This window comes from Caballeronia temeraria (genome assembly GCF_001544795.2).
GTDB classification, from domain to species: Bacteria; Pseudomonadota; Gammaproteobacteria; order Burkholderiales; family Burkholderiaceae; genus Caballeronia; species Caballeronia temeraria.
Genome location: NZ_FCOI02000004.1, coordinates 96,644 through 119,608, shown reverse-complemented (window position 1 = coordinate 119,608; position 22,965 = coordinate 96,644). Strand labels below are relative to the sequence as shown.

General features: G+C 67.1%; 20 protein-coding genes. 12 read left to right on the top strand and 8 right to left on the bottom strand.

Translation table 11 applies throughout. The annotated features are described in order from the left end of the window. Positions 1-12: 12 nt before the first annotated feature. The 4 genes from tssK to tagF are packed head-to-tail and all read left to right on the top strand — an operon-like array spanning position 13 to position 6,710. A complete protein-coding gene (gene tssK / locus AWB76_RS07670) occupies positions 13-1,353 on the top strand; it encodes a type VI secretion system baseplate subunit TssK (RefSeq protein WP_061159541.1) in 1,341 nt (446 codons plus the stop codon). A 32-nt stretch (positions 1,354-1,385) separates the two neighbouring features. After that, positions 1,386-2,690, top strand: a complete 1,305-nt coding sequence (locus AWB76_RS07665; protein WP_061159827.1) for a DotU family type VI secretion system protein — start codon at positions 1,386-1,388, stop codon at positions 2,688-2,690. A gap of 34 nt (positions 2,691-2,724) precedes the next feature. Beyond that, positions 2,725-6,135 carry a type VI secretion system membrane subunit TssM gene (tssM, locus tag AWB76_RS07660; RefSeq protein ID WP_061159540.1) on the top strand — a complete coding sequence of 1,137 codons (3,411 nt, stop codon included), beginning with the start codon at positions 2,725-2,727 and terminating at the stop codon, positions 6,133-6,135. Next, positions 6,135-6,710, top strand: a complete 576-nt coding sequence (tagF, locus tag AWB76_RS07655) for a type VI secretion system-associated protein TagF (protein ID WP_061159539.1) — start codon at positions 6,135-6,137, stop codon at positions 6,708-6,710. Before tssM ends, tagF begins: the two co-directional genes overlap by 1 nt. Here tagF and AWB76_RS07650 read toward each other — a convergent pair. The 4 genes from AWB76_RS07650 to AWB76_RS07635 are packed head-to-tail and all read right to left on the bottom strand — an operon-like array spanning position 6,707 to position 10,693. Continuing rightward, entirely contained in the window at positions 6,707-7,519 is an 813-nt protein-coding gene (locus AWB76_RS07650) for a PP2C family protein-serine/threonine phosphatase (RefSeq protein ID WP_061159538.1), read from the bottom strand. The two genes, tagF and AWB76_RS07650, sit on opposite strands and share 4 nt — an antisense overlap. Positions 7,520-7,558: 39 nt before the next feature. After that, positions 7,559-8,917 (bottom strand): serine/threonine-protein kinase, encoded by a 1,359-nt coding sequence (locus tag AWB76_RS07645; RefSeq protein ID WP_063936320.1) that lies wholly within the window; start codon positions 8,915-8,917, stop codon positions 7,559-7,561. A gap of 16 nt (positions 8,918-8,933) precedes the next feature. Beyond that, a complete protein-coding gene (locus AWB76_RS07640; RefSeq protein WP_061159536.1) occupies positions 8,934-9,812 on the bottom strand; it encodes a Tll0287-like domain-containing protein in 879 nt (292 codons plus the stop codon). Continuing rightward, the gene (locus AWB76_RS07635; protein ID WP_061159535.1) at positions 9,809-10,693 is read right to left on the bottom strand and encodes a FecR domain-containing protein; all 885 of its coding nucleotides are present in this window, start codon (positions 10,691-10,693) and stop codon (positions 9,809-9,811) included. Before AWB76_RS07635 ends, AWB76_RS07640 begins: the two co-directional genes overlap by 4 nt. A gap of 197 nt (positions 10,694-10,890) precedes the next feature. Here AWB76_RS07635 and AWB76_RS07630 point away from each other — a divergent pair, with 197 nt between their 5' ends. After that, positions 10,891-11,505, top strand: a complete 615-nt coding sequence (locus tag AWB76_RS07630; RefSeq protein WP_061159534.1) for a YceI family protein — start codon at positions 10,891-10,893, stop codon at positions 11,503-11,505. Positions 11,506-11,566: 61 nt separating this feature from the next. Here the strand turns inward: AWB76_RS07630 and AWB76_RS07625 are convergent, their stop codons facing one another. Beyond that, entirely contained in the window at positions 11,567-13,102 is a 1,536-nt protein-coding gene (locus AWB76_RS07625) for a hypothetical protein (RefSeq protein ID WP_061159533.1), read from the bottom strand. Positions 13,103-13,154: 52 nt separating this feature from the next. Then, positions 13,155-13,289, bottom strand: coding sequence for a hypothetical protein (locus tag AWB76_RS42655; protein ID WP_279616392.1), 135 nt, complete (start codon positions 13,287-13,289; stop codon positions 13,155-13,157). Between the two features lie 345 nt (positions 13,290-13,634). Between AWB76_RS42655 and AWB76_RS07620 the strand changes: the two genes are divergently transcribed. The 7 genes from AWB76_RS07620 to AWB76_RS07590 are packed head-to-tail and all read left to right on the top strand — an operon-like array spanning position 13,635 to position 21,159. Beyond that, complete coding sequence (locus AWB76_RS07620; protein ID WP_061159532.1) at positions 13,635-15,047, top strand: MFS transporter; 1,413 nt, start codon at positions 13,635-13,637, stop codon at positions 15,045-15,047. Continuing rightward, positions 15,044-15,799, top strand: a complete 756-nt coding sequence (locus AWB76_RS07615; RefSeq protein WP_063936310.1) for a maleate cis-trans isomerase family protein — start codon at positions 15,044-15,046, stop codon at positions 15,797-15,799. The genes AWB76_RS07620 and AWB76_RS07615 overlap by 4 nt, the downstream gene beginning before the upstream one ends. Before the next feature lie 28 nt (positions 15,800-15,827). Then, positions 15,828-17,027, top strand: coding sequence for a CaiB/BaiF CoA transferase family protein (locus AWB76_RS07610; RefSeq protein ID WP_061159530.1), 1,200 nt, complete (start codon positions 15,828-15,830; stop codon positions 17,025-17,027). A 7-nt stretch (positions 17,028-17,034) separates the two neighbouring features. Then, complete coding sequence (locus AWB76_RS07605; RefSeq protein WP_061159529.1) at positions 17,035-17,988, top strand: hydroxymethylglutaryl-CoA lyase; 954 nt, start codon at positions 17,035-17,037, stop codon at positions 17,986-17,988. A gap of 6 nt (positions 17,989-17,994) precedes the next feature. Next, positions 17,995-19,989 (top strand): oxidoreductase, encoded by a 1,995-nt coding sequence (locus tag AWB76_RS07600; protein ID WP_061159528.1) that lies wholly within the window; start codon positions 17,995-17,997, stop codon positions 19,987-19,989. Between the two features lie 29 nt (positions 19,990-20,018). Further along, positions 20,019-20,450 (top strand): GlcG/HbpS family heme-binding protein, encoded by a 432-nt coding sequence (locus AWB76_RS07595; RefSeq protein WP_061159527.1) that lies wholly within the window; start codon positions 20,019-20,021, stop codon positions 20,448-20,450. 52 nt (positions 20,451-20,502) lie between these two features. Next, positions 20,503-21,159, top strand: coding sequence for a GntR family transcriptional regulator (locus AWB76_RS07590; protein WP_061159526.1), 657 nt, complete (start codon positions 20,503-20,505; stop codon positions 21,157-21,159). Positions 21,160-21,378: 219 nt separating this feature from the next. Here the strand turns inward: AWB76_RS07590 and AWB76_RS07585 are convergent, their stop codons facing one another. Beyond that, positions 21,379-22,122 carry an SDR family NAD(P)-dependent oxidoreductase gene (locus tag AWB76_RS07585; protein WP_061159525.1) on the bottom strand — a complete coding sequence of 248 codons (744 nt, stop codon included), beginning with the start codon at positions 22,120-22,122 and terminating at the stop codon, positions 21,379-21,381. 26 nt (positions 22,123-22,148) lie between these two features. Continuing rightward, positions 22,149-22,895 carry an SDR family NAD(P)-dependent oxidoreductase gene (locus AWB76_RS07580; protein WP_061159524.1) on the bottom strand — a complete coding sequence of 249 codons (747 nt, stop codon included), beginning with the start codon at positions 22,893-22,895 and terminating at the stop codon, positions 22,149-22,151. Positions 22,896-22,965: the final 70 nt, after the last annotated feature.

Sequence of the window (22,965 nt, the reverse complement as noted above, 5' to 3'; positions counted from 1 at the left end):
CGCGAGGCGACGATGTCCAGAAACAACAAGGTGATCTGGTCCGAAGGCATGCTGCTTCAGCCGCAGCATCTTCAGCAGCATGACCGCTATGTACGCGCGCAGATCGACGCGCGCTGCGCCGCGCTGCGGCCTTATGCGTATGGCTTCTCGGAACTGGAGATCGATGTCGAGCAACTGAAGCTCGGCCGCATCGCGCTGAACGCGTGCGCGGGCGTGCTGCCCGATGGCAGTCCGTTTCGCCTGCCCATCGACGATGAACTGCCGCTGCCGCTCGCCGTGCCCGAAGACGCGCGCGATCTGACGGTCGTGCTCGCGCTGCCGGTCGCGCGTCACGGCGCGCCGGAGGCGTCGTATACGGCGCACGCGGCTCACGATGGCTTCGCGCGTCATCGCATCGCGGAAACGGAAGTGCTCGACAGCAACGAGGGCGCGACCGGCGCCGCGCTCGTGCAGGTCGGCAAGCTGCAACTGCGCCTCGCGTTCGAGGAGGACGTGGCGCACGCGCATACGTCGCTCGGGATCGCGCGCATCGTCGAGCGCCGCGCGGACAACAGCATCGTGCTCGATGCCGCCTACGCGCCGCCGTGCCTCGACTATCGCGTGTCGCGGCGGCTGTGCGGATTCGTCGACGAACTCACGGGCCTCATGCATCAGCGCGCCGATGCGCTCGCCGCGCGCCTCGCCCAGCCCGCCGCGACCGGCGCCGCCGAAATCGCCGATTTTCTGCTGCTGCAAGTGCTCAACCGGGCCGAGCCGTTGTTCGCGGGGATTGCATCGACGACGGGCCTGCATCCGCACGATCTGCATCAGCACGCGCTGCAACTGGCGGGCGAACTCGCCACCTTCAGCCAGTCCGGCAAGCGTCCGGGCGCGTTCCCGGCGTATCGCCATGAGCGGCTCGACGAGACGTTCACGCCGCTCGTCAACGCGCTGCGCGCCGCGCTCGCCGCCGTGATGGACCCGCATGCGGTGCCGATCGCGCTCGAGGAGCGCAAGTACGGCCTGCGCGTGGCGATCGTGCCGGACCGCGAACTGTTCCGCTCGGCGAGCTTCGTGCTCGCGGTCAAGGCCGATCTCGCGCCCGCCGCGCTGCTCAACGGCTTTCCGCAGCAGGCCAAGCTCGGGCCGGTCGAGCGCATCCGCGATCTCGTCAATCTGCAATTGCCGGGCATCGCGCTGCGTGCGCTGCCGGTCGCGCCGCGCCAGTTGCCGTTCCATGCCGGCTTCACCTATTTCGAGCTGGAACGCGGCGGCGATCTGTGGCGGCAGTTCGCGACGTCGGCGGGCGTGGCGTTGCATGTCGCGGGGGATTTTCCCGGCATCGAGTTCGAGTTCTGGGCGATCCGCCCATGAGTCCCCGGCCTTATCCGACGAAGGAACGCATTGTGAATGCATCGACCTTTCCGCAAACCGGCTTCGACCCGGACGACACCATCCTGATTCCGCAACCGGGCGGACGTGTCGCGGAGCGCGCGCGCACCGAAGACGCGCCGCGCGCGCCGGTGCTGCCGGCCGCGGCGAGCGGTTTGAATCCGCTCGTGCGCGCGGCGAATCCGCTGATCGAACTGGCGTTGCCGCTGCGTCAGCGGGCCGCGATGACCGACATCGAAGCGCTGCGCGGCGAACTCGTGCGCATGATGCGCGCCTTCGAGCACGATGCCCGCGCGAGCGGCGCCGACACCGAAACGCTCGCGGCGGCGCGCTATTGCCTGTGTACGTGCATCGACGAGGCGATCTCGGGCACGCCGTGGGGCAGCGGCGTGTGGGCGAGCCGCAGCCTGCTCGTGACCTTTCACAACGAAGCGTCGGGCGGCGAGCGCTTCTTTCTGATCCTGCAACGTCTCGCGCAGGACCCGGCGCGCAACATCGACGTGCTGGAACTGCTGTACGTGATCCTGTCGCTCGGTTTTGAAGGACGCTATCGCCTGATCGATGGCGGGCGCAGTCAGCTCGAATCCGTGCGCGAGCGGCTCGAACGCATCATCCGCGATCAGCGCGGCGCGTTCGAAACCGAACTCTCGGTGCACTGGCGGCCCGCCGAACGCGCGCGCCGCCCGCTCGGGCAGCGCATGCCGCCGTGGGTCTGCGCCGCGCTCGCGGGCGTCGTCGTGGTCGCGACGCACATCGCGCTCGCGATGAGCCTGAACCGCACGTCCGATCCTGTGTTCGACGCGCTCAACCGCATCCGCGTGAGCGAACGGCCCACCGCGCCGGCGAGCGTGATCGCGCCTGCCGCGATGCCCGCCGCCGCCGCGACGCTTGCGAGCTTCCTCGCGCCGGAGATTCGTCAGGGACTGGTTTCGGTGCGCGAGGCGGCGGACCGCTCGATCGTCACGATCAACGGCGACAACCTGTTCGCCTCCGCCAGCGCGACGCTCGATCCGGCCTACGACGCGCTGATCGGACGCATCGCGGATGCGCTCAAGAGCGTGCCCGGCAAGGTCGTCGTGACGGGCCACACCGACGATCAGCGGCTCGTGTCGGCGCGCTTTCCGTCGAACTGGCATCTGTCGCAGGCGCGTGCGGAGAGCGTGCGCGCGATGCTCGCGTCGCTGACCGGGACGCCCGCGCGCTTTTCCGCCGAAGGACGCGGCGACGCCGAGCCGCTCGCATCGAACGATACGCCCGCAGGCCGCGCGAAAAACCGTCGCGTGGAGATCACGCTGCTCGCGCCGGGCGCGTCGTCGTGAGTCGCTCGTCACGCACATCAGCAAGGAGATATCGATGAAAAAAATCGCAGAAACGCTCAGGATGCCGAAATGGCTGACGCTGGCGGGCGTGCTCGCGCTGCTCGTCGTCGTGTGGTTCGAAGGGCCGCTGTTCGCGTTCAACGGTCACGCGCCGCTCGAAACGCCGCGCAGCCGCTGGATCGCGATGGCCGCGCTCATCGCGACATGGGGACTCGTCTGGGGCGCGCGCCTGATCGCCGCGCGGCTCGTCAATCTGCGCTTCATGAGCGGCGTCGCGGGGCAGGGACAGGCGGCCGCCGCCGGCAGCGCGGAGCTTGCCGTGCTGCGCGAGCGCTTCGAACAGGCGCTCGCGATCCTGCGGCAGGCGCGCATGAAGGGCGTCAACGGCCGCCAATGGGTGTATCAGTTGCCGTGGTACATGTTCATCGGCGCGCCAGGCACCGGCAAGAGCACGGCGCTCGCGCATTCCGGCCTGCGCTTTCCGCTGCGCGACAAGCTGGGCGAGGACGCGATTGGCGGCGTTGGCGGCACGCGTCACTGCGACTGGTGGTTCACTGACGACGCCGTGCTCGTCGACACGGCAGGCCGCTTCACGACGCAGGACAGCGACGCGCAAGCCGACGAATCCGCGTGGACGGGCTTTCTGCAACTGCTGCGCAAGTACCGGCCGCGGCGGCCGCTGAACGGCGTCATCGTCACGCTGTCGGCGGCGGATCTCGTGCGCGAGGACGACGCCGCGCGCGATGCGCACATCCGCACGATCCGCAGCCGTCTCACGGAACTGAGCGAGCGGCTCGGCGTGCGCTTTCCGGTGTACGTCGTCGTGACGAAGTGCGATCTGCTCGCGGGCTTCACCGAATTTTTCGACGATCTCGGCGAAGCGGAGCGCAATCAGGTCTGGGGCATCACGTTCGCGCTCGACGAATCGCCGGGCGCGGGCGCGGCGCTCGCGGCATTCCCCGCCGAATTCGACGCGCTCGGCACGCGGCTGCAGGCGCGCGTGCTGCATCGCATGCAGCGTGAGACCGATGTCGCCCGGCGCGCGCGCATCTACGGCTTCGCGCAGCAGTTCGCGGGGCTGCAACCGGCGCTCGGACGTTTTCTCGACGGCGCGTTTCGCGGCACGCGCTTCGAGGCGTCGCCGCTCCTGCGCGGCGTGTATTTCACGAGCGGCACGCAGCATGGACGGCCGATCGACCGCGCGATCAGCAGCATCGCGCAATCGCTCGGCTTGCGTCGCGACGCGGCGTATAACCGCGATGCGTCGGGCCGCGCGTATTTCATCAACCGGATGCTGAAGGACGTGGTGATCGCGGAGGCCGGGCTCGTCGGCGCGAACGCTCGCTTCGAGCGCTGCAGCGCGTGGCTGCGGCGCGGCGCGCTCGCGCTGGTCGGCGTGATGCTGATGCTCGCGCTCGCATGCATGGCGGTGAGCTACCAGCGCAATCGCGCCTATGTCGCGGAATTCGAGCGCGAGACGCAGCATGTGGCGCAACTGGCGCGCGAGGCGAACGCGACGGCCGATCCGCTCGCGGTGCTCCCTCTGCTCGACGCGGCGCGCGCGCTGCCCGGCGGTTACGCGGACGCCGGCAAGCCGGTGCCGTGGCTCACGCGGCTCTGGCTGTATCAGGGCGACAAGCTCGGTCAGGAAGCGCGCGTGACGTATCGGCGTCTGCTCGATCAGACCTTGCTGCCGCTCGCGGTCGGCAAGCTGACGCAGGAATTGCACGATGGCGGCACGATCAATGATTCGGCATCCGAAGCAAATGGATATGAAGCGCTGCGTGCCTATCTGATGCTCGGCGACGCGCGCCATTTCGATGCCGCCGCGCTGCGCGCGCATCTGGTTCCGGCGCTTGCCGCCAACGCAAGTCCGGCGCAGCGAAGCGCGCTCGATGCGCATCTCGCCGCGCTCTTCGACAAGACGCACTTCGATCCGTCGCTGCCGCTCGACGATGCGCTCATCAAGGCGGCGCGCGCGCGGCTCGCGGAGTTGCCGCTGTCGCAGCGCATCGGCAACCGGGTGGACGGCGAGTTGGCGCAGGCGAACGTTCCGGCGTTCACCGTGAGCGCCGCGGCCGGCCCCAACGCGCCGCTGCTGCTGCGGCGCACGAGCGGCGCGCCGCTCACGACGGGCGTCGCGGGCGCCTACACGCGCGCGGGCTACGCGCAATACGCGCGCTTGCGCGACGCCGCGCTCGCCAATGTCGCGAAGGACGCGTGGGTGCTCGGCCGCGACGATGTCGCGCTGACGTCCGATGGCATCGCTTCATTGCGCGCCGCGCTCGACGAGCGCTATTTCGACGCCTACATCCACACGTGGGACAGCCTGCTCGACGATGTGACCGCTGCGCCCGTCACCGCGCTCGCCGATGGCGCGCGCATCGCGAACGAGCTTTCCGCGCCCGATTCGCCGCTCAGGAAGTTCATCGTCGCGGCGGCGCGCGAGACGACGCTCGGCGCGAACACGGCGACGCGCGTCGACGATCACTTCCAGCCGCTGCATCAGCTCGCGGGCAAGCCGGGCGATGCCACGGCGCTCGATCGCGCGTTTGCGCCGCTCAAGGACGCCGCCGTCTATCTCGATGCCGCCGATGCCGCCCGCAGAATGGGCCAGCCCGCGCCCGCCGGCGACGCGCTCGGCAAGCTGAGGCTCGCGAGCCAGACGAGTCCCGCGCCGCTCACGCCGGTCGCCGCATCGATCGCGACGGCGGGCACGGCGCTCCTCGAAGGTGGCGAACGCGCCCGGCTCGACGCGCAGTGGAACGCGAACGCGGGCCCGCTGTGCCGCCGCGCGCTCGATGGCCGCTATCCCTTCGTGCATGGCTCGACCCGCGACGTCGCCGCCGACGACTTCGGCAAGCTGTTCGCGCCGGGCGGTCTCATCGACGATTTCTTCCAGAAGAACCTTGCCGCACTGGTCGATACGAGCGGTCCCGTCTGGCAATGGCGCGCCGGCACGCCGCCCGCGGGCATGCCGCGCGACGCGCTCACTCAATTCCAGCGCGCCGCGCAGATTCGCGATGCGTTCTTCCACGACGGCAGCCGCGACATGTCGATCCGTTTTCGCGTGAAGGCGCTGTCGTTCGATCCGGCGGTGACGCAACTGAATCTCGACATCGACGGACAGCAGCTCGCGCTCAAACAGGACGGCCTTCAGTCGATGCTGCTGCAATGGCCGAGCGGCAAGAACACGGGCCGCGCCAGCGCGCAGTTCGATCCGGCTTCCGCCGCGCAAGCCGCGCCGCTCGACTCGAGCGGTCCGTGGGCGCTGCTGCATCTCATCGATGCGGGCAGGCTCGATGCCACCGCGCAGCCGGACCGCTACAAGCTCACGCTCGAATCCGCCGGGCGCAAGGCCGTGCTCGAACTCGATGCGACCAGCGTCGTCAATCCTTTCCGGCGCGCGCCGCTCGAACAATTCCGCTGCCCGGAGCATCTGTGATGACGTCGCCGGGTGTCGCCGGATGCTTCGGCAAGCTGCGCGGCAACGGCGACTTCGTGACGCGGCGTCTGCCGCAACGCTTCGTCGTTCCCTGGGATGCGATGTTGCAGGCGGGCCTCGTCGCGGGGCGCGCGGCGCTCGGGCCTGCGTGGCTCGATGCGTATCTGACCGCGCCGCTGTGGTGTTTCGTGCTCGGCGGCGGCGTGCTCGGTGAAAGCGGCTGGGCGGGCGTGCTGATGCCGAGCGTCGATAGCGCGGGCCGGCATTTTCCGTTGACGATCGCCGCGCCCGTCGAAACTCATGCATGGTCGATCTGGCGTCCGCATGCGCGCGCGTGGTTCGCGCAGTGCGGCGCGCTCGCGCTCGCGACGCTCGACAAGCACGCGAGTCTCGCGAATTTCGATGCCGGATTGCTGGCGTTATCGCCCGAAGATGACGCGAACGTCGTTCCGATGCCGCCGCATGCGGGGACTTGGGGAACGAGCGTCTGGTGGCACGCGCAAACGCTGCGCACGAGCGCCGGTTTGCCCGACGCCGCGTTCGTCGCGGCGCTTTTCGATGACCGTGCCGCTTAATCGCCGTCGAAGCAGGCGATGACCGCCGTGATGTTGTCCTTGCCGCCCGCATCGAGCGCGAGCGCGACGAGTCGCCCGCATGCCTGGCCGATGTCGTGCGGCGTCATCGATCCGAGCACCGCTTCGATCTCGCCGTGCGGCACTTCGCCGTGCAATCCGTCGCTGCACAGCAAGTAGCGGTCGCCGGGCAGCCACGCATGCGCTTGCACGACGGGCACGATCGACGGCAACGGCCCGAGCGCCTGCAACAGCACGTTGCGCGGCGGCAAATGCTCGATCGCGCCGGACTCCAGCGCCTGCTGATAAAGCGTCTGGTCGCGCGACAGTTGCATGAGCGCGCCATCGCGATATCGATAAAGCCGGCTGTCGCCGATGTGAAGCGAAATCAACCGCGCCGAGCCGCGCGGCTGCCAGATGCCCGTCAACGTGGTGCCCATCGCCCGATGCGCGAGCCGCTCGCGCAGGTTCATCGCGTGAAGCGTCGCGTTGGCGTGGTCGAGTGCGTCGGCGGCGGCGCGCATCGCGCAGGCGGAGGCATCGTGCACGGTGGCGTCGGGATCGTCGATGTGCGCGGCGTCGGCGTGCGTACGAGAGGTTGCATCGGCGGCGAGTCGCGTCGCGATGCAGTCGAGCGCGGTCGCGCTGGCGCGTGCGCCGAACGCGTGGCCGCCCATGCCGTCCGCGACCGCGACGAGGTTCAGCGCCGGATCGATCAGAAAGCGGTCCTGGTTCTCGCGGCGCACGCGGCCGGCATCGGTGAGGCCGAACGCCGTGCACGCGGCAAGGCGGATGGGCGTGTCGGGATTCATCGGTCGTGCTCCTTCGGATGCGTGTCGTACAAACAGTCGTTACAGTCCGACGTCGCGCTGAAAACGCGCGCGGTCGTGTTCATTCGAGATCGCCGCCGCGAGCCGTTCGTGCAGCGCGCGCAGGCTGACCGCGCGCGCGGACTCGCGTTTCGCGATGATCGTCGCGATCGGGCCGAGATACACGGCGAGCTTGAGCGCGGCGGCGCGCACCTCGTCCGCATCGAGCAATGAAGCAGCCGATGACGTCCCATGCGTCGTGCCTGCAACGGACCCGTCCGCGAAGGCGGCGACGAATTGCGCGCGGCCTTTGTCGGAGGGCACATGCGGCGCGAGCAGCGCGACGAGCGCCGATACATCCGGTGCATCCGCGATGCGCGCCGCCGCGCGCCGCACGAGCAGACGCGCGACCGGGCCGATCTGCGCGGCGAGCCGCGCCTCGACCGAGGCGAGCGTGGCGGCGGGCCACATCGTCAGCGACGGCAGCGAATCGCCGCCGCGCAAGGAGCCCGTTCCCGAGGTCATCGTCCGCGCTTCGAGAATCGTGCGGTCATCCGTGGCCGCGGGAGCGCCGTCCGATGATGCATCGGCAAGCGCCTGCCGCAGCGCGTCGGCGCTCTGATAGCGCGCGGCGGGACGGCGGGACAGCGCGCGCATCAGCATGTCGTCGATGGCGGGCGGCAGCGCCGGGTTGCAGACGGACGGCAGGCGCGGCGTGTCGTGCATCACTTGCCGCATCACTTCGGCTTGCGATGCGCCCGCGAACGGCCGGCATCCGGTCAGCATCTGATACAGCACGATCGCGGCGGAAAACAGGTCGGAGCGCCCGTCGACGGGATCGCCCGTGAACTGCTCCGGCGACATGTAGCACGGCGTGCCGATCATCGCGCCGGCCAGCGTCAGCGTCGACGATTCCACATGCGCGACGCCGAAATCCGCGACCTTCAGCCGCCCTTGCTCGCTGACGAGCAGATTCGCGGGCTTGATGTCGCGATGCACGACACCGTGCGCGTGCGCGAAGCCGAGCGCGGCGAGCAGTTGCGCGAACCAGTCGAGCGCGGTCGCGAGTTCGAGCGGACGGCCGGCATCGAGCAGGGGCTTCAGCGCGTGTCCGTCGACGAGTTCCATCGCGATATACGCGGTGTCGCCGGTCTCGCCATAGTCGTACACGCCGACGATATTCGGATGCGTAAGCCGTCCCGCAGCCTGCGCCTCGCTGCGCAGGCGCGTCATCAGACTCGCGCGCTCGCCGGTTTCGAACAGCTCGTGACGGACCGTCTTCAGCGCGACATGCCGCTCGATATGCGGATCGAACGCGCGATAGACGACGCCCATCGCACCCGTGCCCAATACCGCTTCGATGCGGTATTTGCCGAGTTGCGTGACACGTGGGGGCTCCATCGCGGCGGCGTTCACCTCATGCCTCGATCATCTTGAAGGCTTCGACGAGGCTCGTCTTCATGCGCGCGAACGACGCGGCGAGCGAAGCGATCTCGTCGCGGCCGCGCTCGGTGAAGTCCGCGCCGTCGAGCTGGCCGAGGCTGGCTTCATCGGCGGCGCGCGACAGGGCGCGGATGCGCCGCGTGACGAGCAGATGCACCATCACGTTCAGCGCGATCAAAAGCAGCACGAAGACGGCGAGCAGCGAGCCGAGAAAGGTGCGCAGCACGGCGTCGCTGCGCGCGACGGGCAGGGCCATCGGCACCGAGACGAAATCCGCGCCGATGACATCGTGCATCGACCAGTTGAAGCCGTTGTCGGGACCGTATTTGTCGATGAGCGTTTTCGGCGCGCGCGACGGCACGCTGTGACATTCCATGCAGGCGGCGTCGTTGATGCGGTTCGGGCGCGCGATATACAGGTTCTGCCCGGACGGCGTGTCGCGCAGTCCGACGATTTCCTTCAGCTCCGGCTTGTCGTGCAGATGGCGGATCACATCCGCTTCCCAGTCCGACGGACGGTCGCGCGGATTGGTCGGGTTGAGCATCGTCGAGCGATACGAATATCCCGCGAGCCGTTTCTCCAGCGTCATCAACGTTTCGACCGCCGAGAAGGCTGGCACGGATTGCGGCACGAAGCTGTATTTGAGCTGCGTTTGCAGAAGCGGCGTGACTTGCGTCGCGGTGTAGTTCTGCGCGGCGCTCGCCGCTTCCATGAGGACGCGCGCATTCTGCACGGTTTCGTCGATGGCCTCCCGGCGCAGCAACGCGCGCGCCGCGTACCCGGCCGACACGAAGCCGACGACGAAAACCGCGAGAAACACCAGATTGAACTTGACGGCGAGCGACAGTCTCATGACTCCACCTCGGTTGATTGATTCTGCACGGGCGAGCCCGCGCGCCGGCGCGGCATGGCGGGAGGCGGGCACAGCACGCGCCGCCATTCGGGAAGATTGCGCAGGTTCTGCCGCACCTGCGCGCGGAACGGCTCGTTTTGCGCGAGCGGCCGAAATCGTGCAACGAAGCCGCGCCGGATGGGCAGCGGCGCGACGAGCCAGTCGGCGATATCGGCATAAGTGGCCGGACGGCCTTGCGCGGGCGCGACGGGCTTCGCCTTCGCGGGCGTCGCGGATGTCGCGAGCGGATCGCGGAACGGCAGCGGCATCGCGGCGATGAACGACGTCGCGGGGCGCGTGCCCACGACCAGCGGCTTGCCGGTCTCGCGTTCGGCGTAATGCTCGCCGTCGAGTGGCTGATGGGCATCGGCGTGTTCGGGCAGCGCGAGCGTCATGCTGCCCGCTTCGATGAAGAGCGCGGTCATGTCGCGCGTGGCGTGCAGGACGGCGGCGCCGTCGCGCAGGCTGGCGTCGAGCGTGGGCGTGCCGATCGACAAAGGATCGGACGTGCCCGTGTGCGGACGCGCGATCTTGATCCAGCCCGAGAGCAGCGCGAGCGCATCGCCGTGCGGCGCGGCATCGATGGCGATGCGCGTATCCGCGCCCAGCGCGACGATCGTGCCGTCGCTGTCCTCGATTTGCGCGCTGCCGTGCGCATCGGTGGCGAGCAGATCGCCTGGTTGCAGCGCGATGGGCGTATCGACGTTGAACGCGGACGTCGCGCGGATCAGCGTGACGGTTCCTTCGGGCAGCAGCATCGACTGGCCTGCCTGCGCAGCGTGAAGCGCGCACAGACTTGCAAGCGCGATGCCAATGCGAATGGTCTGGAGCAAAGCGTTCATCGCGGCGATGCCTCGAAACGTGAAGGGATTGCGACGAAAACAGCCGTGCCCCGCGTTCTATTCCACGGAAATTTCCTCTTTGTCGATGGAACAAATCGACGCCATGCGGTGTTGTCGGCAGGACGAGACCGTCGCGCGCGCGGCGCTTTCGCACACCGAAACGACCAATCGAACGACCCACCAAAAGGATCTTCACGATGAGCACACTGACTTCACGCGCCGCGGCCGCCACGCTCGCGCTGACGGCTTCACTGACCTGCGCGGCGAGCCATGCGGCGTGGCGCGTCGACAGCGGCCAGTCGACTTTTTCCTTCACGACGACGAAGGCCGCGAAGCCCGGCGCGGCGGCCATCGAGGAAGTGCAGACGTTCCGTCAGATCGACGGTTCCGTTGGCGATGACGGCAAGCTCGTGTTCGATGTCGAGCTGGCGAGCGTCGAAACGAATATCGGGCTGCGCAACGATCGCTTGAAGGACATGCTGTTCAAGGTCGCGGATCATCCGCGGGCCGTGTTCACCGGCACGGTCGACATGCGCCGCGTGCGGGCGCTTCGCGCGGGCGAAAGCGCCGACATGGACGTGAGCGGGCAACTCGCGGTCAGCGGCGAAACAAGGCCGATCACCGCGAGCGTGCGCGTCGTCAGGCTCGCGAACGGCGCGCTGAGTGTCGGGACGCGCGTGCCCGTTGTCGTGAATCTCAAGGACTACGGTTTGCAGGACGAAGTCGAGGCGCTGCGCGTGCTGATGAACCTCGATGTGCTGTCGAGCGCCGCGCCCGTCAGCTTTACCGTGATGCTCAAGCCGCAGAAATAGCGCGCCGCATGAAAAACGCCTTCGCGTGAGCGAAGGCGTCGGCGGGTTCATGCGAAAGGCGCTATCCGTTCAGAAAGCCGAGCACGGCCTTGCGCACCTTCAAATCCCACGTCTGCTCTTCCTTGTGACTCGTCGCGAGCGTGAGCAGGCCTTTGATCATGGCATCGTCGGAATTGAAGGCGAAGCCCGCATCGCCCAGATAGTCCGATCCCCAGACCTTCAGACTATCCACGTACTTGCAGCCCGCCGTGAATTCCGCCTGCGTGACGATGTTCTCGTCGTCCTTGTACATCGCGAGGAAGTGCATCTTGTCGCCGCAAATGCCGGAGTTCAGCGCGAGCACCGAAAGCGCCGGAATGGGCACCGCATAGCGCTTGAACCAGCCGTTGAAGGCGATCGGCCGCGTGTGCAGCGCGTCGCGTTGCATGCGGGCTTCCCAGTAGCCCTTCGCCTGCTCGCAGAACCGCTTGATGCGCTTGATTTCCACGATCTTCCAGATAACCTTCGCGAGCGTCTCCATGATGGACACGACCGCATCGATGATGGTCGATGCGCCCTGGCTCGCGAACTGCAAGCCAAGGCTCGCGCCGCCTTTCACGAGGTCGTAGACGCCGGAACCGATGCTCAGCTTCATCGCGCGCCGGATCGCTTCCACGATGGTGCCGGGATGCCCGGTCAGCAGTTGCACGTCGCGGCCTTGCACCCATTCGCGATACTTGGTGATGCTGCTGTCGACGGTATTGGCGATGCCCTTGGCGATATCGAGCCCCGCGCCGATGAAAGGCGCCAGCGTCGCGAGCAGCTTGCCGCACAGAAAATCGACGAGCTTGCGCATGAGCGCGGGCATCGTGTCGAGCGCGAAGCCGCCGGGATCGTTGCGGATATCCGCGACCTTTTCGCGAATCATGTCCCACAGCTTTCTCGCGCCTTCCTCGACTTTGGCGCGAATGGCTTCGTACAGCCGCTGCGCGGCGCTGCTCAACGCGGGCAAACTCAGTGTGGATGTCGCGAGCTGATTCGACTTCACGAGCGTCGGTTCCTTGTGCTTCCTGATCTTCTTCTGCACCTGTTCGAGCGCGAGCGATGCCGATTTCTGCACGACGCTGTTATCGAGCACTTCGGCTGCGCGCGCCGCCGCGACATTGGTATCCGGCGCAAATCCGAGGCCGACGTTGGTGATATCGAACGCGCCTTCCAGCAACACCTGAAACGTGTCGTCTTCCAGTTCCAGATTGCCGAAGAGATACAGCACGCCGAGGCGCGCGTTGATGAGCGCCGGCGTCATGAAGTCCTGCGCGCCGGCCGCGGCGTCGGTGTCGCCCTTGCCGTGCAGTTGCTGATCCAGCAGCGTGAAGTACTTCGAGCCGTTGCGGGCGGCGCTTCTCCAGGCATCGTCGGGACCGGCGGAGAGTTGCCAGCGCTCGAACGCCTGCACCAGCGCGTGAAATTGATGAACCGTCCGGTTGCGCTGATACATGAGGATCTGCTGATCCAGATCTTTCAGCGCAGCGTTGCGCACCTGAAGCAGCGCCGAGGTTCCTCTGAGCCATTCATCGTGGGGAACGATGTCGGGCAACTGGGCGTAAGCGTAGGGCATGAATGGGTCTCCTCGAAATTCTCAAGTGGTCGTTGATTGCCGGGGAGGCGCGCTAGCACCACGCGATATCGCTCAGCTTCACGTAGCGGGTTTCGATCAGGCGGCCGCTGCGGCTGCGCAGGTCCACCCGATAGATGCAGCCGAAGCTGAAGAAGTTGTGCTCCAGGACGAAGATTTCGCGGTGCATGATGCCTCCTGCCGGGGCCGGATCGCTGAACGAATCCTGCCGATCGTGGTCGCCGTGGGATGTCGCGACCGTCGATAGCAAAACAGCGGGGCAGAAGGTTTTGTTCCGCGTGGGAGCGGCAATTTATCTGCGCCGGCAGAGGGAATAAACGCGGCGCTGAAGTGTCTCGCGGCCGGGCCGGGTGTGCGTCGGGAAACGAAAATGTGTACAAATAATAGGTGAATTCCCGAGCCATCTCGGTTTATTGCGCACTCTCTTCGTAAAATTGTGTACATTTTCATCACCCGAGGGTCGATCCATCGATGCGGCCGGGGCGGCGAATACACCAATGGCGGAGACAGCGAAATGACGACGCACAGTGTCATGGCGGGACCGAGACTCGACCGGATGCCGTTATCCGGCTTTCACACGAAGATGCTCTGGCTCGTGGGCGGCGGTCTGTTTCTCGATGGCTTCGATGTCTATCTGGCGGGCGGCGTCCTCGGCTCGCTCTTGAAAAGCGGCTGGTCGACGCTCGCGATGAACGCCCTGTTCGTCACGGCGACCTTCGCGGGCATGGTCGTCGGCGCGTTCATGTCGGGCGTGCTCGGCGACCGCTACGGCCGGCGCTTCTCGTATCAGGTGAATCTGGCGATCTTCGGCCTCGCGTCGCTCGCGGGCGCGTTCGCACCGTCGATGGAATGGCTCATCTTCTTCCGGTTCATCATGGGCGTCGGACTCGGCGCGGAACTGGCGATCGGCTACGCAACATTGAGCGAGTTCGTCCCGGCGGGCAAGCGCGGCCGCTGGATCGCGCTGCTGGCGCTGATCGCCAATGCGTCGCTGTTCGCATCGTCGCTGCTCGCGTGGGTCATCATCCCGAGTTTCGGCTGGCGTCCGATGTTTCTGATCGTCGGCGTGGGCGCGGCGATCATCTGGATTCTGCGCAAGAAAATGCCGGAATCGCCGCGCTGGCTCGAAGAGCAAGGCCGCCTCGACGAAGCCGAAGCCGTGCTGCGAAGCATCGAGCTGGAGAGCGAACGCGCCACCGGCAAACCGCTGCCGCCGCTCGCACCGGTCGCCGCCGCCGCGCCCGCGCAAAAGCGTCAGACGATCTTCGTGCTGTTCACGCCGGCCGTGATTCGCCGCACTTTCCTCGGCGCGACCTTCAGCGTGGTGCAGGGATTGTCGGTGTACGGTCTGGTCGGCTGGCTGCCGAGCTTTTTCGTGAAAGAAGGCGTGAGCGTGGCTTCATCGCTCGGCTATACGACGGTCATGAGCCTCGGCGGCCCGCTCGGCGCGCTGATCGGCTTCATGCTGTCGGACCGCATCGGGCGTCGTCCGCTGATGGTCGGCGCGTCCGCGTTCACCGCGTTGTGCGCGTTCATCTATCCGCTGACCGTGCATAACACGCCGCTGCTGCTCGTCGTCGGCTTGTTGCTGGTGACGTCGATCTTCGTCTGGCTCACGATCGGCTACACGCTCCAGACCGAGCTGTTCGCCACCGAATACCGTCTGCGCGGCACGGGCTTCTGCCAGACGATGGGCCGCCTCGTCACCGCGTTCGTGCAGTTCATCGTGATTTCGCTCTTTACGTGGGGCGGCGTGACCGCCGTGATCACGTCGCTCGCAGGCGTGCTGGTCGTGCAGGCGCTGATCTTCCTCGTCGCGGGCATCGAGACCAAGCGCAAGCCGCTCGAAGCGCTGACGCCCGAAGCCGCCGGCGACGTCGCCTTCTCGAACGACATGGCGCTGAACGCGGAGGGCAAGACGCGATGAGAGACTTTCTCGGCTCGCGCTGCATGTTCGGTATCCCGACGCCCTCGGTCAATACGTGCGTGCAGCCCGAATGCGATGACATGCGTCCGCCGGGCGTGACGAATCACATCGCGCGGATGCATGTTCCCGATCTGGCCGTGCGCTCCGACGAGGATTTCGAGCGCGGCATCGAGGCGCTGTTCGGCGCGCTCGACGACGCCGTCGATCAGGAGATGACGTGCGGTCCCGATCATCTGATTCTCGGCATCTCGGCGCTCGCGATCTGGGGCGGCAGCCGCGCGTCGTCGGAGGCGCTGAAGGCGCGCATCGCGGCGCGGGCGAAGCGCGAGATCGGCGTCACGCTCGCGTCCGATGCGGTGCTCGAAGCGCTCGCCGCGCACGGCGTGAAGCGGCGCATCGCGATCGTGGAGCCGTATTACCCGGTCATCCAGAAGCACCTCGAAGCATTCTTCGGCGAGGCGGGCTTCGATGTCGTGAAGTTCAATCATCTGCAAGGCAAGCAGTTCACGGGCTACACGAAGGTGGACGCGCAATACCTGATCGATGCGCTGCGCGACACCGATACGCCCGACGCCGAAGCCATCGTGCAATTCGGCGCGAATCTGCCGATGGCATCGCTCGCCGACGAAGCCGAGCGCTGGCTCGGCAAGCCGGTGATCTCGGTGAACATCGCGAACTACTGGCACGCGCTGCGCCACAACGGCATCGACGACCGCATGCGGGGCTGGTCGACACTCTTGTCGCAGTTCTGACAGCAACACCAAGCACGGGACATCACGCATGAAAGCACTCTCGAATATCGTCATGCTCGACTTCACGCACATGCTGTCGGGGCCGTACGGAACGATGCTGCTCGCCGATCTCGGCGCGCAGACCATCAAGATCGAGCCGCCGGGCGCGGGCGAGGGCACGCGCCGCCTGCTCGCGAACGACCCCGATCATTCCGTCGACGGCATGGGCGCGTACTTTCTCACGCTCAATCGCAACAAGCGCAGCGTGTGCATCGATCTGAAGACGGATCGCGGCCGCGCGCTGCTGCTCGAACTCGTGCGTCAGGTCGATGTCGTGTTCGACAACTTCAGCAGCGGCGTGATGACGCGCCTCGGTCTGGGCCACGAAGCGCTTGCGCGCATCAATCCGCGCATCGTGACGTGCTCGGTGACGGGCTTCGGCGAAAGCGGCCCGGCGCAGCATCGGCCGGCGTTCGATCTCGTCGCGCAAGGCATGGGCGGCGGCATGTCGATCACGGGCGAGGAAGGCGGCAGGCCGATTCGCGCGGGCATTCCCATCGGCGATCTGGGCGGCGGGCTGTTCGGCGCGATCGGCGTGCTCGCGGCGCTGATGGCGCGCCACGAGACCGGGCGCGGCCAGCACGTCGACATTTCGATGCTCGACTGCCAGGTGTCGATGCTCAACTACATGGCGACCATGTACACGATGTCCGGCAAGAACCCCGAGCCGCTCGGCAACCGGCATTTCGTGCACGTGCCTTACGACGCGTTCCGCACGTCGACGCGTCACGTGATCATCGCGGTCCTGACCGACAAGTTCTGGGAGTCGCTGATCGATCTGCTCGATATCGAGGAACTGCACGATGCGGCATACAAAACTCAGCCGGGCCGCTATGCCGCGCGCGAACGCATCAATGCGCTGGTGCAGCAGAAGTTCGAGACCAACACGTGCGAATACTGGCTGGAGCAGCTTTCCGCGCGGCGCATTCCGTGCGCGCCGGTGAACGACTTCGAGCACGTGCTGAGCGATGCGCAGATCCGCAGCCGCAACATGTTCGTGCCGGTGCGCGCGCCGGATGGCCGCATGGTCGAGATGCCGGGCAATCCGGTGAAGCTGTCGGACACGCACGAAGACAGCTACACGCCGCCGCCGACGATCGGCGAACACACCGCCGAAGTGCTCTCGCAGTTTCTCAAGTTGAGCGAGGCCGATCTGGCCGCGCTCGCCCGCGACGGCGTCATTCAGTGAGGCACGCATGCCGGAAAACATTCGCATCACCGAAGTCGGCCTGCGCGACGGCTTGCAGAATCAGGCGGTCGCCGTGCCGGTCGAGGGCAAGCTCGCATTGCTGGGCGGGCTCGTCGAAGCGGGCGTGCGTCATGTCGAGTTGACGAGCTTCGTGCGCCCCGACGCCGTACCGCAACTCGCCGATGCCGCGCAACTCGTCGATGCGGCCGCGCGCGATGGCCTCGTCGCGCGGCTCGACGACTGCATGGCGCTCGTCCCGAACATGAAGGGCTACGAACGCGCGCATGCCGTGGGCGTCCGCTCGGTCGCGCTGGTGCTCGCCGTATCGGAGACGCTCAACGTCAGAAACATCAAGATGACGCTCGAACAGGCGACCGGCATCTGCGAAACCGTCACGCGGCGCGCGGCCGACGACGGCGTGCGCGTGCGCGTCTATCTCGCCGCCGCGATGGGCTGTCCGTTCGACGGCCCGAGCCCGCCCGCGCGCGTGCATGCGCTTGCGGCGCGGATGTTCGATGCTGGCGCCGATGCCATCGCGGTCGCGGACACCATCGGCGCGGGGCATCCGCAGGACGTGCCCGCGCTCTTCGAGCCGCTCGTGAACGCGCACGGTGCCGAGCGCATCGCGGCGCATTTCCACGACACGCGCGGACTCGGCAGCGCGCTCGCGTGGCAGGCGGCGCTCGCGGGCGTGCGTCAGTTCGATGCATCGATCGGCGGCCTCGGCGGATGTCCGTTCGCGCCGGGCGCATCGGGCAATGTCGCGACCGAGGACCTCGCGTTCCTGTTCGAGCAGGCGGGCTTTGCGACGGGCATCGACGTCGACCGTCTGCTCGACGTGCTCGATACCGTCGAAACGCTGCTCGGCGCGCGCCATCAGGGACGCGTCGCGCCGTGGCTCGCGAACCAGCGCAGAAAGCGCCGCGCGAGCGCGCCTCCGATCAACGCTCTTTCTTCCTGACCGCCCATGACGAACACAGGCCTCTCTTCACCGCTCGCCGAGCCGCTGGTGCTGCCGGGCGGCACGCGGCTGCGCAACAGAGTCGTGCATGCGTCGATGAGCACCTTCATGTCCGACGACTCGCATGTCACCGACCGCCTGATCCGCTATTTCGCGAATCGCGCGCAAGGCGGCGCGGGCGCGGTCGTGACCGAGCCGCTTTCGATGGCGCGGCATCAGCGCGTCTGGGACCGCGTGCGCGTCTGGAACGACGACAATCTCGACGGCCTCACGCGCTGGGCGCAAGCCGTCGATCGCTACGATTCGCGGCTCTTCGGCCAGATTCAGGACCCGGGCCGCGCGCGTCACGAATCGGGGCGCAGCTTCAACGCGATCGGGCCGTCGCGCCTCGCCGACGATCTGAGCTGGTCGATGCCGCGCGAACTGTCGGCGGGCGAAATCCGCGAGCTGATCGACGATTTCGCGGCTTCGTCGGCGCGGCTGCATCGCTGCGGTTTCGCGGGCGTCGAATTCTCGGCGGGACACGGGCATCTGTTTCATCAGTTCCTCTCGCCGCAATCGAACGTGCGCACCGACGAATTCGGCGGCGACTGGAACGGCCGCACGCGCTTTCTGCGCGAACTGATCGAGGCGATTCGCGCGCAATGTCCGCGTCACTTCGCGATCGGCCTGAAGCTGCCCGGCGACGATGGCGTGCCCGGCGGCATCGGCCCGGACGAAGCGGCGCTCGTCACGTCGATGCTGACGCGCTCCGGCGATGTCGACTACGTGTGCTTCGCGCAAGGCTCGCACGCGCGCTCGCTGGAGATGCACGTGCCCGACCGCTTCGGCGAGCGCGTGCCGTACGCCGGCCTGATCCGGCGCCTGCGCGAGTCCGCCAATGGCGTGCCGGTGATGGCGCTCGGCCGCATCACCGATCCCGCCGAAGCCGAAGCCATTCTCGAGCGCGGCGAAGCGGAGCTGATCGGACTGGGCCGCACGCTCGTCGCCGATCCGGCGTGGCTCGACAAGGCGCTGGCCGGCCGCGCGCACGACATCCGCTACTGCGTGTCGTGCAATACCTGCTGGGACACGATCATCACCTATAACCGGCCGATCGCGTGCATCAACAATCCGCGCGTCGCGGAAGCCGACGAAGTCGATTTCAAACCGCCGCGCGCGCCGGAGAAGAAGCGCGTTGCGGTCGTCGGGGCGGGCGTCGCCGGGCTGGAGGCGGCCTGGGTGGCGGCGGCGCGCGGCCACGACGTGACCGTGTTCGGCGCGAGCCGGGAGCCGGGCGGCAAGGCGCATCTGCGCTCGCATCTGCCGGGCGGCGAGACCATCACGAGCGTGTACGACTATCAGTTCGTCGCGGCGCAGCGCGCGGGGGCGCGCTTCGAGCTCGGGCGCCGCGCGGGCATCGACGACATCCGCGAATTCAGGCCCGACGAAGTCATCCTCGCGACGGGCGCCACGCACAGCGTGCCGTCGTGGGTGCCGGCGGAGTACGCCGAAAGCGGCCTGATTCCCGACATCAACACGGCGATGGCCGAGCTTTTGCGTCATCCGTCGCGCCAGCCGGGCAGCGCGGTGATCTTCGACATGGATCAGGGCGAAGGCACCTACGCCGCCGCCGAAATGCTGGCGACGGTTTTCGAGCGTGTCGCGATCATCACGCCGCGCGAATCGATCGCGCAGGAAGTCTCCCTCGTCACGCGGCAGGGATTTCTGCGGCGGCTGGCGCTCGCGCGCGTGCGGGTGCTGACGCTCTGCGAACCGGTCATCGGCGAAGCGTTCGAGACCGAAGGGCGGCTCGAATATCGCAATGTCTATAGCGGCGAGGCTGGTTTCATCGACGATATCGCCTTTCTCGCCTATGCCACGCCGCGCGTGCCCGATATCTCGCTGCTCGGGCCGCTGCAACGGCACGGCATTCCGACGCGGCTCGTCGGCGACTGCCGCACGGGACGAGGCATTCTTGCCGCAACCGCCGACGGCCACGAAGCCGGCAACGCAGTCTGATCCATCATCGACAACAAGGAGAACCACGCATGACCTCGATTTCACTGCGCAGCATCGACGCCGCGACGGCGCAGACGGCCATCGCCGCCGCCGCGGAACACGCGCGCTCGCTGGGCCTGCCGATGTCGATCGCCGTGTGCGATCACGCCGGTCTGCTCAAAGCGTTCGTGCGCATGGACGGCGCTTCGCAGATTTCGCTCGGGATCGCGCAGGACAAGGCGTACACGTCCGCCGCGACCGGCCTGCCGACGCATCGCTGGCACGACTTCATCAAGGACGATGCGCCGCTTTTGCATGGCTTCGTCCATACGCCGCGGCTCGTGGTGTTCGGGGGCGGCTTTCCGATCGTCGAAGACGGCGCGGTGGTCGGGGCGATCGGCCTGAGCGGCGGTCACTATTCGCAGGACATGGAATGCGCGCGCGCGGCGCTGAAGGCGATCGGCGCGGCATCGAACGACTAGCGCGGACTAGAATAGTGCTCCGGCAACGCAACCATCATCATCATCCAGCATCATGAAAAGGGCCGTCGACAAGGCTTACGAAGCGATTCGCGAAGCAATTCTTTCGCGCGAGCTGCATATCGGCGCGCAACTGACCGAGACGGATCTCGCGGCGCAGCTCGGCGTGTCGCGCACGCCCGTGCGCGAGGCGCTGCGCCGTCTGTCCAACGACGGGCTCGTGCAGTTCACGTCGAGCCAGCGCGCATCGGTGGCGTCGTTCGATATCGACGATGCCGTCGAGATCTTCCAGTTGCGCGCGACGCTCGAAGGCATGGTGTGCTCGATCGCGGCCACGCGCATTTCCGACGACGAAGTCGCGCTGCTCGAAGGGATCGCCGACAGCATGGAACGCGAGGCGCGCGAGCGGGAGGAGGGGTTCATCGAGCGCATATCGTCGTTGAACAGCGAGTTCCACCGGCGCATTCTGGAGGCGGCCGGGACCCGGCGGCTCGCGAACGTGCTGGCGGGGATCATCGAGCTTCCTGTGGTGCTGCGCACGTTTCATCGATACGACGAAAAACAGCTTGCGCGCAGTCTCGGACATCATCGCGAGATCATCGACAGCTTCAAGGCCGGCGATGGCGAATGGGCGCGCAGCGTCATGCAGGCGCATATTCTCGCGGCGCGCGCGAGCTATCTGAAGAGCGGGACCGACGGCGGCGCGGGCTGACGCGGCCGCCGGTCTGGGTTCACTTTGCGGGCAGATAGCAGACGTATGCCCGACGAGCCCGGAGAGCAACCCCGTGTTCGCGGATACGCATCGGCCAAGACGCTGGAAATCGAGGGCGTCGGCGCGGGCGTGACGCTGGGACCGGCGAATGTGAACTACAGGTGTCGTTGCGCATCGGCATTCGGCACAAGTTCTAAAGCCTCGATCGCAAGGCGAGCCTCACGACGCCGTTCGTCCGCCATTTACCCGCAGCACTTCGCCCGTCATGAAGCCCGCCGACGCCACGTACACGATGGCTTCGGCGATCTCATCGGGCGTCCCCGCGCGTTTGAGCGGCACCGTGTCGAGAAACGCGGCCTTGCGTTCGGAAGTCTGCGTAAGCCGGTCGAGCATCGGCGTCTGGACGGGGCCGGGCGCGACCGCGTTGACGCGCACGCCGAGCGCGGCGGCTTCGAGGGCCGCCGATTTCGTCAGCCCTTCGACGGCATGCTTGCTTGCGACATAGAGCGCCGCGCCCGCCGCGCCGCGCGAGCCCATCGTCGACGACACGTTCACGATGCTGCCGCTGCCTTGCGCCGACATCGCCCGTAGTTCGTGCTTCATCGCGAGCAAGGTGCCGAGCACGTTCGCGTCGAACACGGCGGTGTAGCGCGCCGTCGTCTGTTCGACGACAGGGCCCGATTCCCCTTCGGTGCCCGCAGCGTTCACCGCGACATCGAGTCTGCCGAAGCGCGCGATCGTGCGTTCGACGAGCGCCTGCACTTCGTCTTCGATGCGCACATCGGCCTCGATGAACTCCGCTTTCGCGCCGAGCGCACGAAGCGATTCGGCGAATGCCCGCCCTTCGTCCGCGCGCCGCCCTGAAATCACGACGTGCGCGTTCGAGCGTGCGAAGGCGAGCGCAGCCGCGCGACCGATGCCGCTCAACGCACCGGTGACGAGTACGACTTGCTGTGTGTTCATGCTGGTTCCTTATGCAAAGTTCGCGCTCAAAGCTTCGACCCGCCGTCGACGCGCAGGATGTCGCCCGTGATCCAGCTCGCCTTGCCGGAAGCCAGGAAGGTCACGGCGCCGGCGATATCCTCGGGCTTCGCGATGTGCTTCAGCGCTTGCAGACTCAGCGCGTAATCGCGGCCTTCGTCGGTCTTCACGAAGTTCGACATCTCGGTCGCGACGACGCCTGGCGCGACCGCATTCACGCGCACGCCGCGTTCGCCGAGCGCGGCAGCGAAGTGGCGCACGAGCGTATCGATTGCGCCTTTGGTCGCGGCGTACGCGGACAGCTCGCCGACCGAGGCATGCGCCGCCAGCGACGAAAGCAGCACCACGCTGCTGCCTTGCGACAGCACCGGCAGAAGCTGCTGGACGAGGAAGAAGGGCGCGCGCACGTTGACGGCGAAGAGGTCGTCGAAGCTTTCGACGGTCGTCTCTTCGATGCTCACGGCCTTGGCGATGCCCGCATTCGCGACGAGCACGTCGAGCCGTCCGCCGACGATCTCGCGTACACGTCGAGCGAGCATGTGCGGGCCGTCGGCGTCGCGCAGATCGGCGGCGATTTTCTGCGCGCGCCCGCCGCTCGCGACGATTTCAGCGACGACCGAATCGGCGGCGGCTTCGTTGCTGCTGTAGTGCACGAGCACCTGCGCGCCGGCGCGGCCGAGCGAGATCGCGATTGCGCGTCCGATGCCGCGAGATGCGCCCGTGACGAGCGCGGTTTTGCCTGAGAAGTCGTTCATGTTGAAGCTCCGATGACGTGTTTCGAGGACGGTTCGGCGATAACAAGCAGGCATGGCTGCAGGTTGCGTG

What these genes read in the sequence shown, in the direction of transcription:
- AWB76_RS07630 (WP_061159534.1), top strand. Translation starts at nt 10,891, where the DNA reads ATGAGCACACTGACTTCACGCGCCGCGGCCGCCACGCTCGCGCTGACG.
- AWB76_RS07645 (WP_063936320.1), bottom strand. Translation starts at nt 8,917, where the DNA reads ATGGAGCCCCCACGTGTCACGCAACTCGGCAAATACCGCATCGAAGCG.
- AWB76_RS07595 (WP_061159527.1), top strand. Translation starts at nt 20,019, where the DNA reads ATGACCTCGATTTCACTGCGCAGCATCGACGCCGCGACGGCGCAGACG.
- AWB76_RS07650 (WP_061159538.1), bottom strand. Translation starts at nt 7,519, where the DNA reads ATGAATCCCGACACGCCCATCCGCCTTGCCGCGTGCACGGCGTTCGGC.
- AWB76_RS07580 (WP_061159524.1), bottom strand. Translation starts at nt 22,895, where the DNA reads ATGAACGACTTCTCAGGCAAAACCGCGCTCGTCACGGGCGCATCTCGC.
- AWB76_RS42655 (WP_279616392.1), bottom strand. Translation starts at nt 13,289, where the DNA reads ATGCACCGCGAAATCTTCGTCCTGGAGCACAACTTCTTCAGCTTCGGC.
- AWB76_RS07635 (WP_061159535.1), bottom strand. Translation starts at nt 10,693, where the DNA reads ATGAACGCTTTGCTCCAGACCATTCGCATTGGCATCGCGCTTGCAAGT.
- AWB76_RS07625 (WP_061159533.1), bottom strand. Translation starts at nt 13,102, where the DNA reads ATGCCCTACGCTTACGCCCAGTTGCCCGACATCGTTCCCCACGATGAA.
- tssK (WP_061159541.1), top strand. Translation starts at nt 13, where the DNA reads ATGTCCAGAAACAACAAGGTGATCTGGTCCGAAGGCATGCTGCTTCAG.
- AWB76_RS07600 (WP_061159528.1), top strand. Translation starts at nt 17,995, where the DNA reads ATGACGAACACAGGCCTCTCTTCACCGCTCGCCGAGCCGCTGGTGCTG.
- AWB76_RS07640 (WP_061159536.1), bottom strand. Translation starts at nt 9,812, where the DNA reads ATGAGACTGTCGCTCGCCGTCAAGTTCAATCTGGTGTTTCTCGCGGTT.
- AWB76_RS07620 (WP_061159532.1), top strand. Translation starts at nt 13,635, where the DNA reads ATGACGACGCACAGTGTCATGGCGGGACCGAGACTCGACCGGATGCCG.
- AWB76_RS07615 (WP_063936310.1), top strand. Translation starts at nt 15,044, where the DNA reads ATGAGAGACTTTCTCGGCTCGCGCTGCATGTTCGGTATCCCGACGCCC.
- AWB76_RS07605 (WP_061159529.1), top strand. Translation starts at nt 17,035, where the DNA reads ATGCCGGAAAACATTCGCATCACCGAAGTCGGCCTGCGCGACGGCTTG.
- tssM (WP_061159540.1), top strand. Translation starts at nt 2,725, where the DNA reads ATGAAAAAAATCGCAGAAACGCTCAGGATGCCGAAATGGCTGACGCTG.
- AWB76_RS07590 (WP_061159526.1), top strand. Translation starts at nt 20,503, where the DNA reads ATGAAAAGGGCCGTCGACAAGGCTTACGAAGCGATTCGCGAAGCAATT.
- AWB76_RS07585 (WP_061159525.1), bottom strand. Translation starts at nt 22,122, where the DNA reads ATGAACACACAGCAAGTCGTACTCGTCACCGGTGCGTTGAGCGGCATC.
- tagF (WP_061159539.1), top strand. Translation starts at nt 6,135, where the DNA reads ATGACGTCGCCGGGTGTCGCCGGATGCTTCGGCAAGCTGCGCGGCAAC.
- AWB76_RS07610 (WP_061159530.1), top strand. Translation starts at nt 15,828, where the DNA reads ATGAAAGCACTCTCGAATATCGTCATGCTCGACTTCACGCACATGCTG.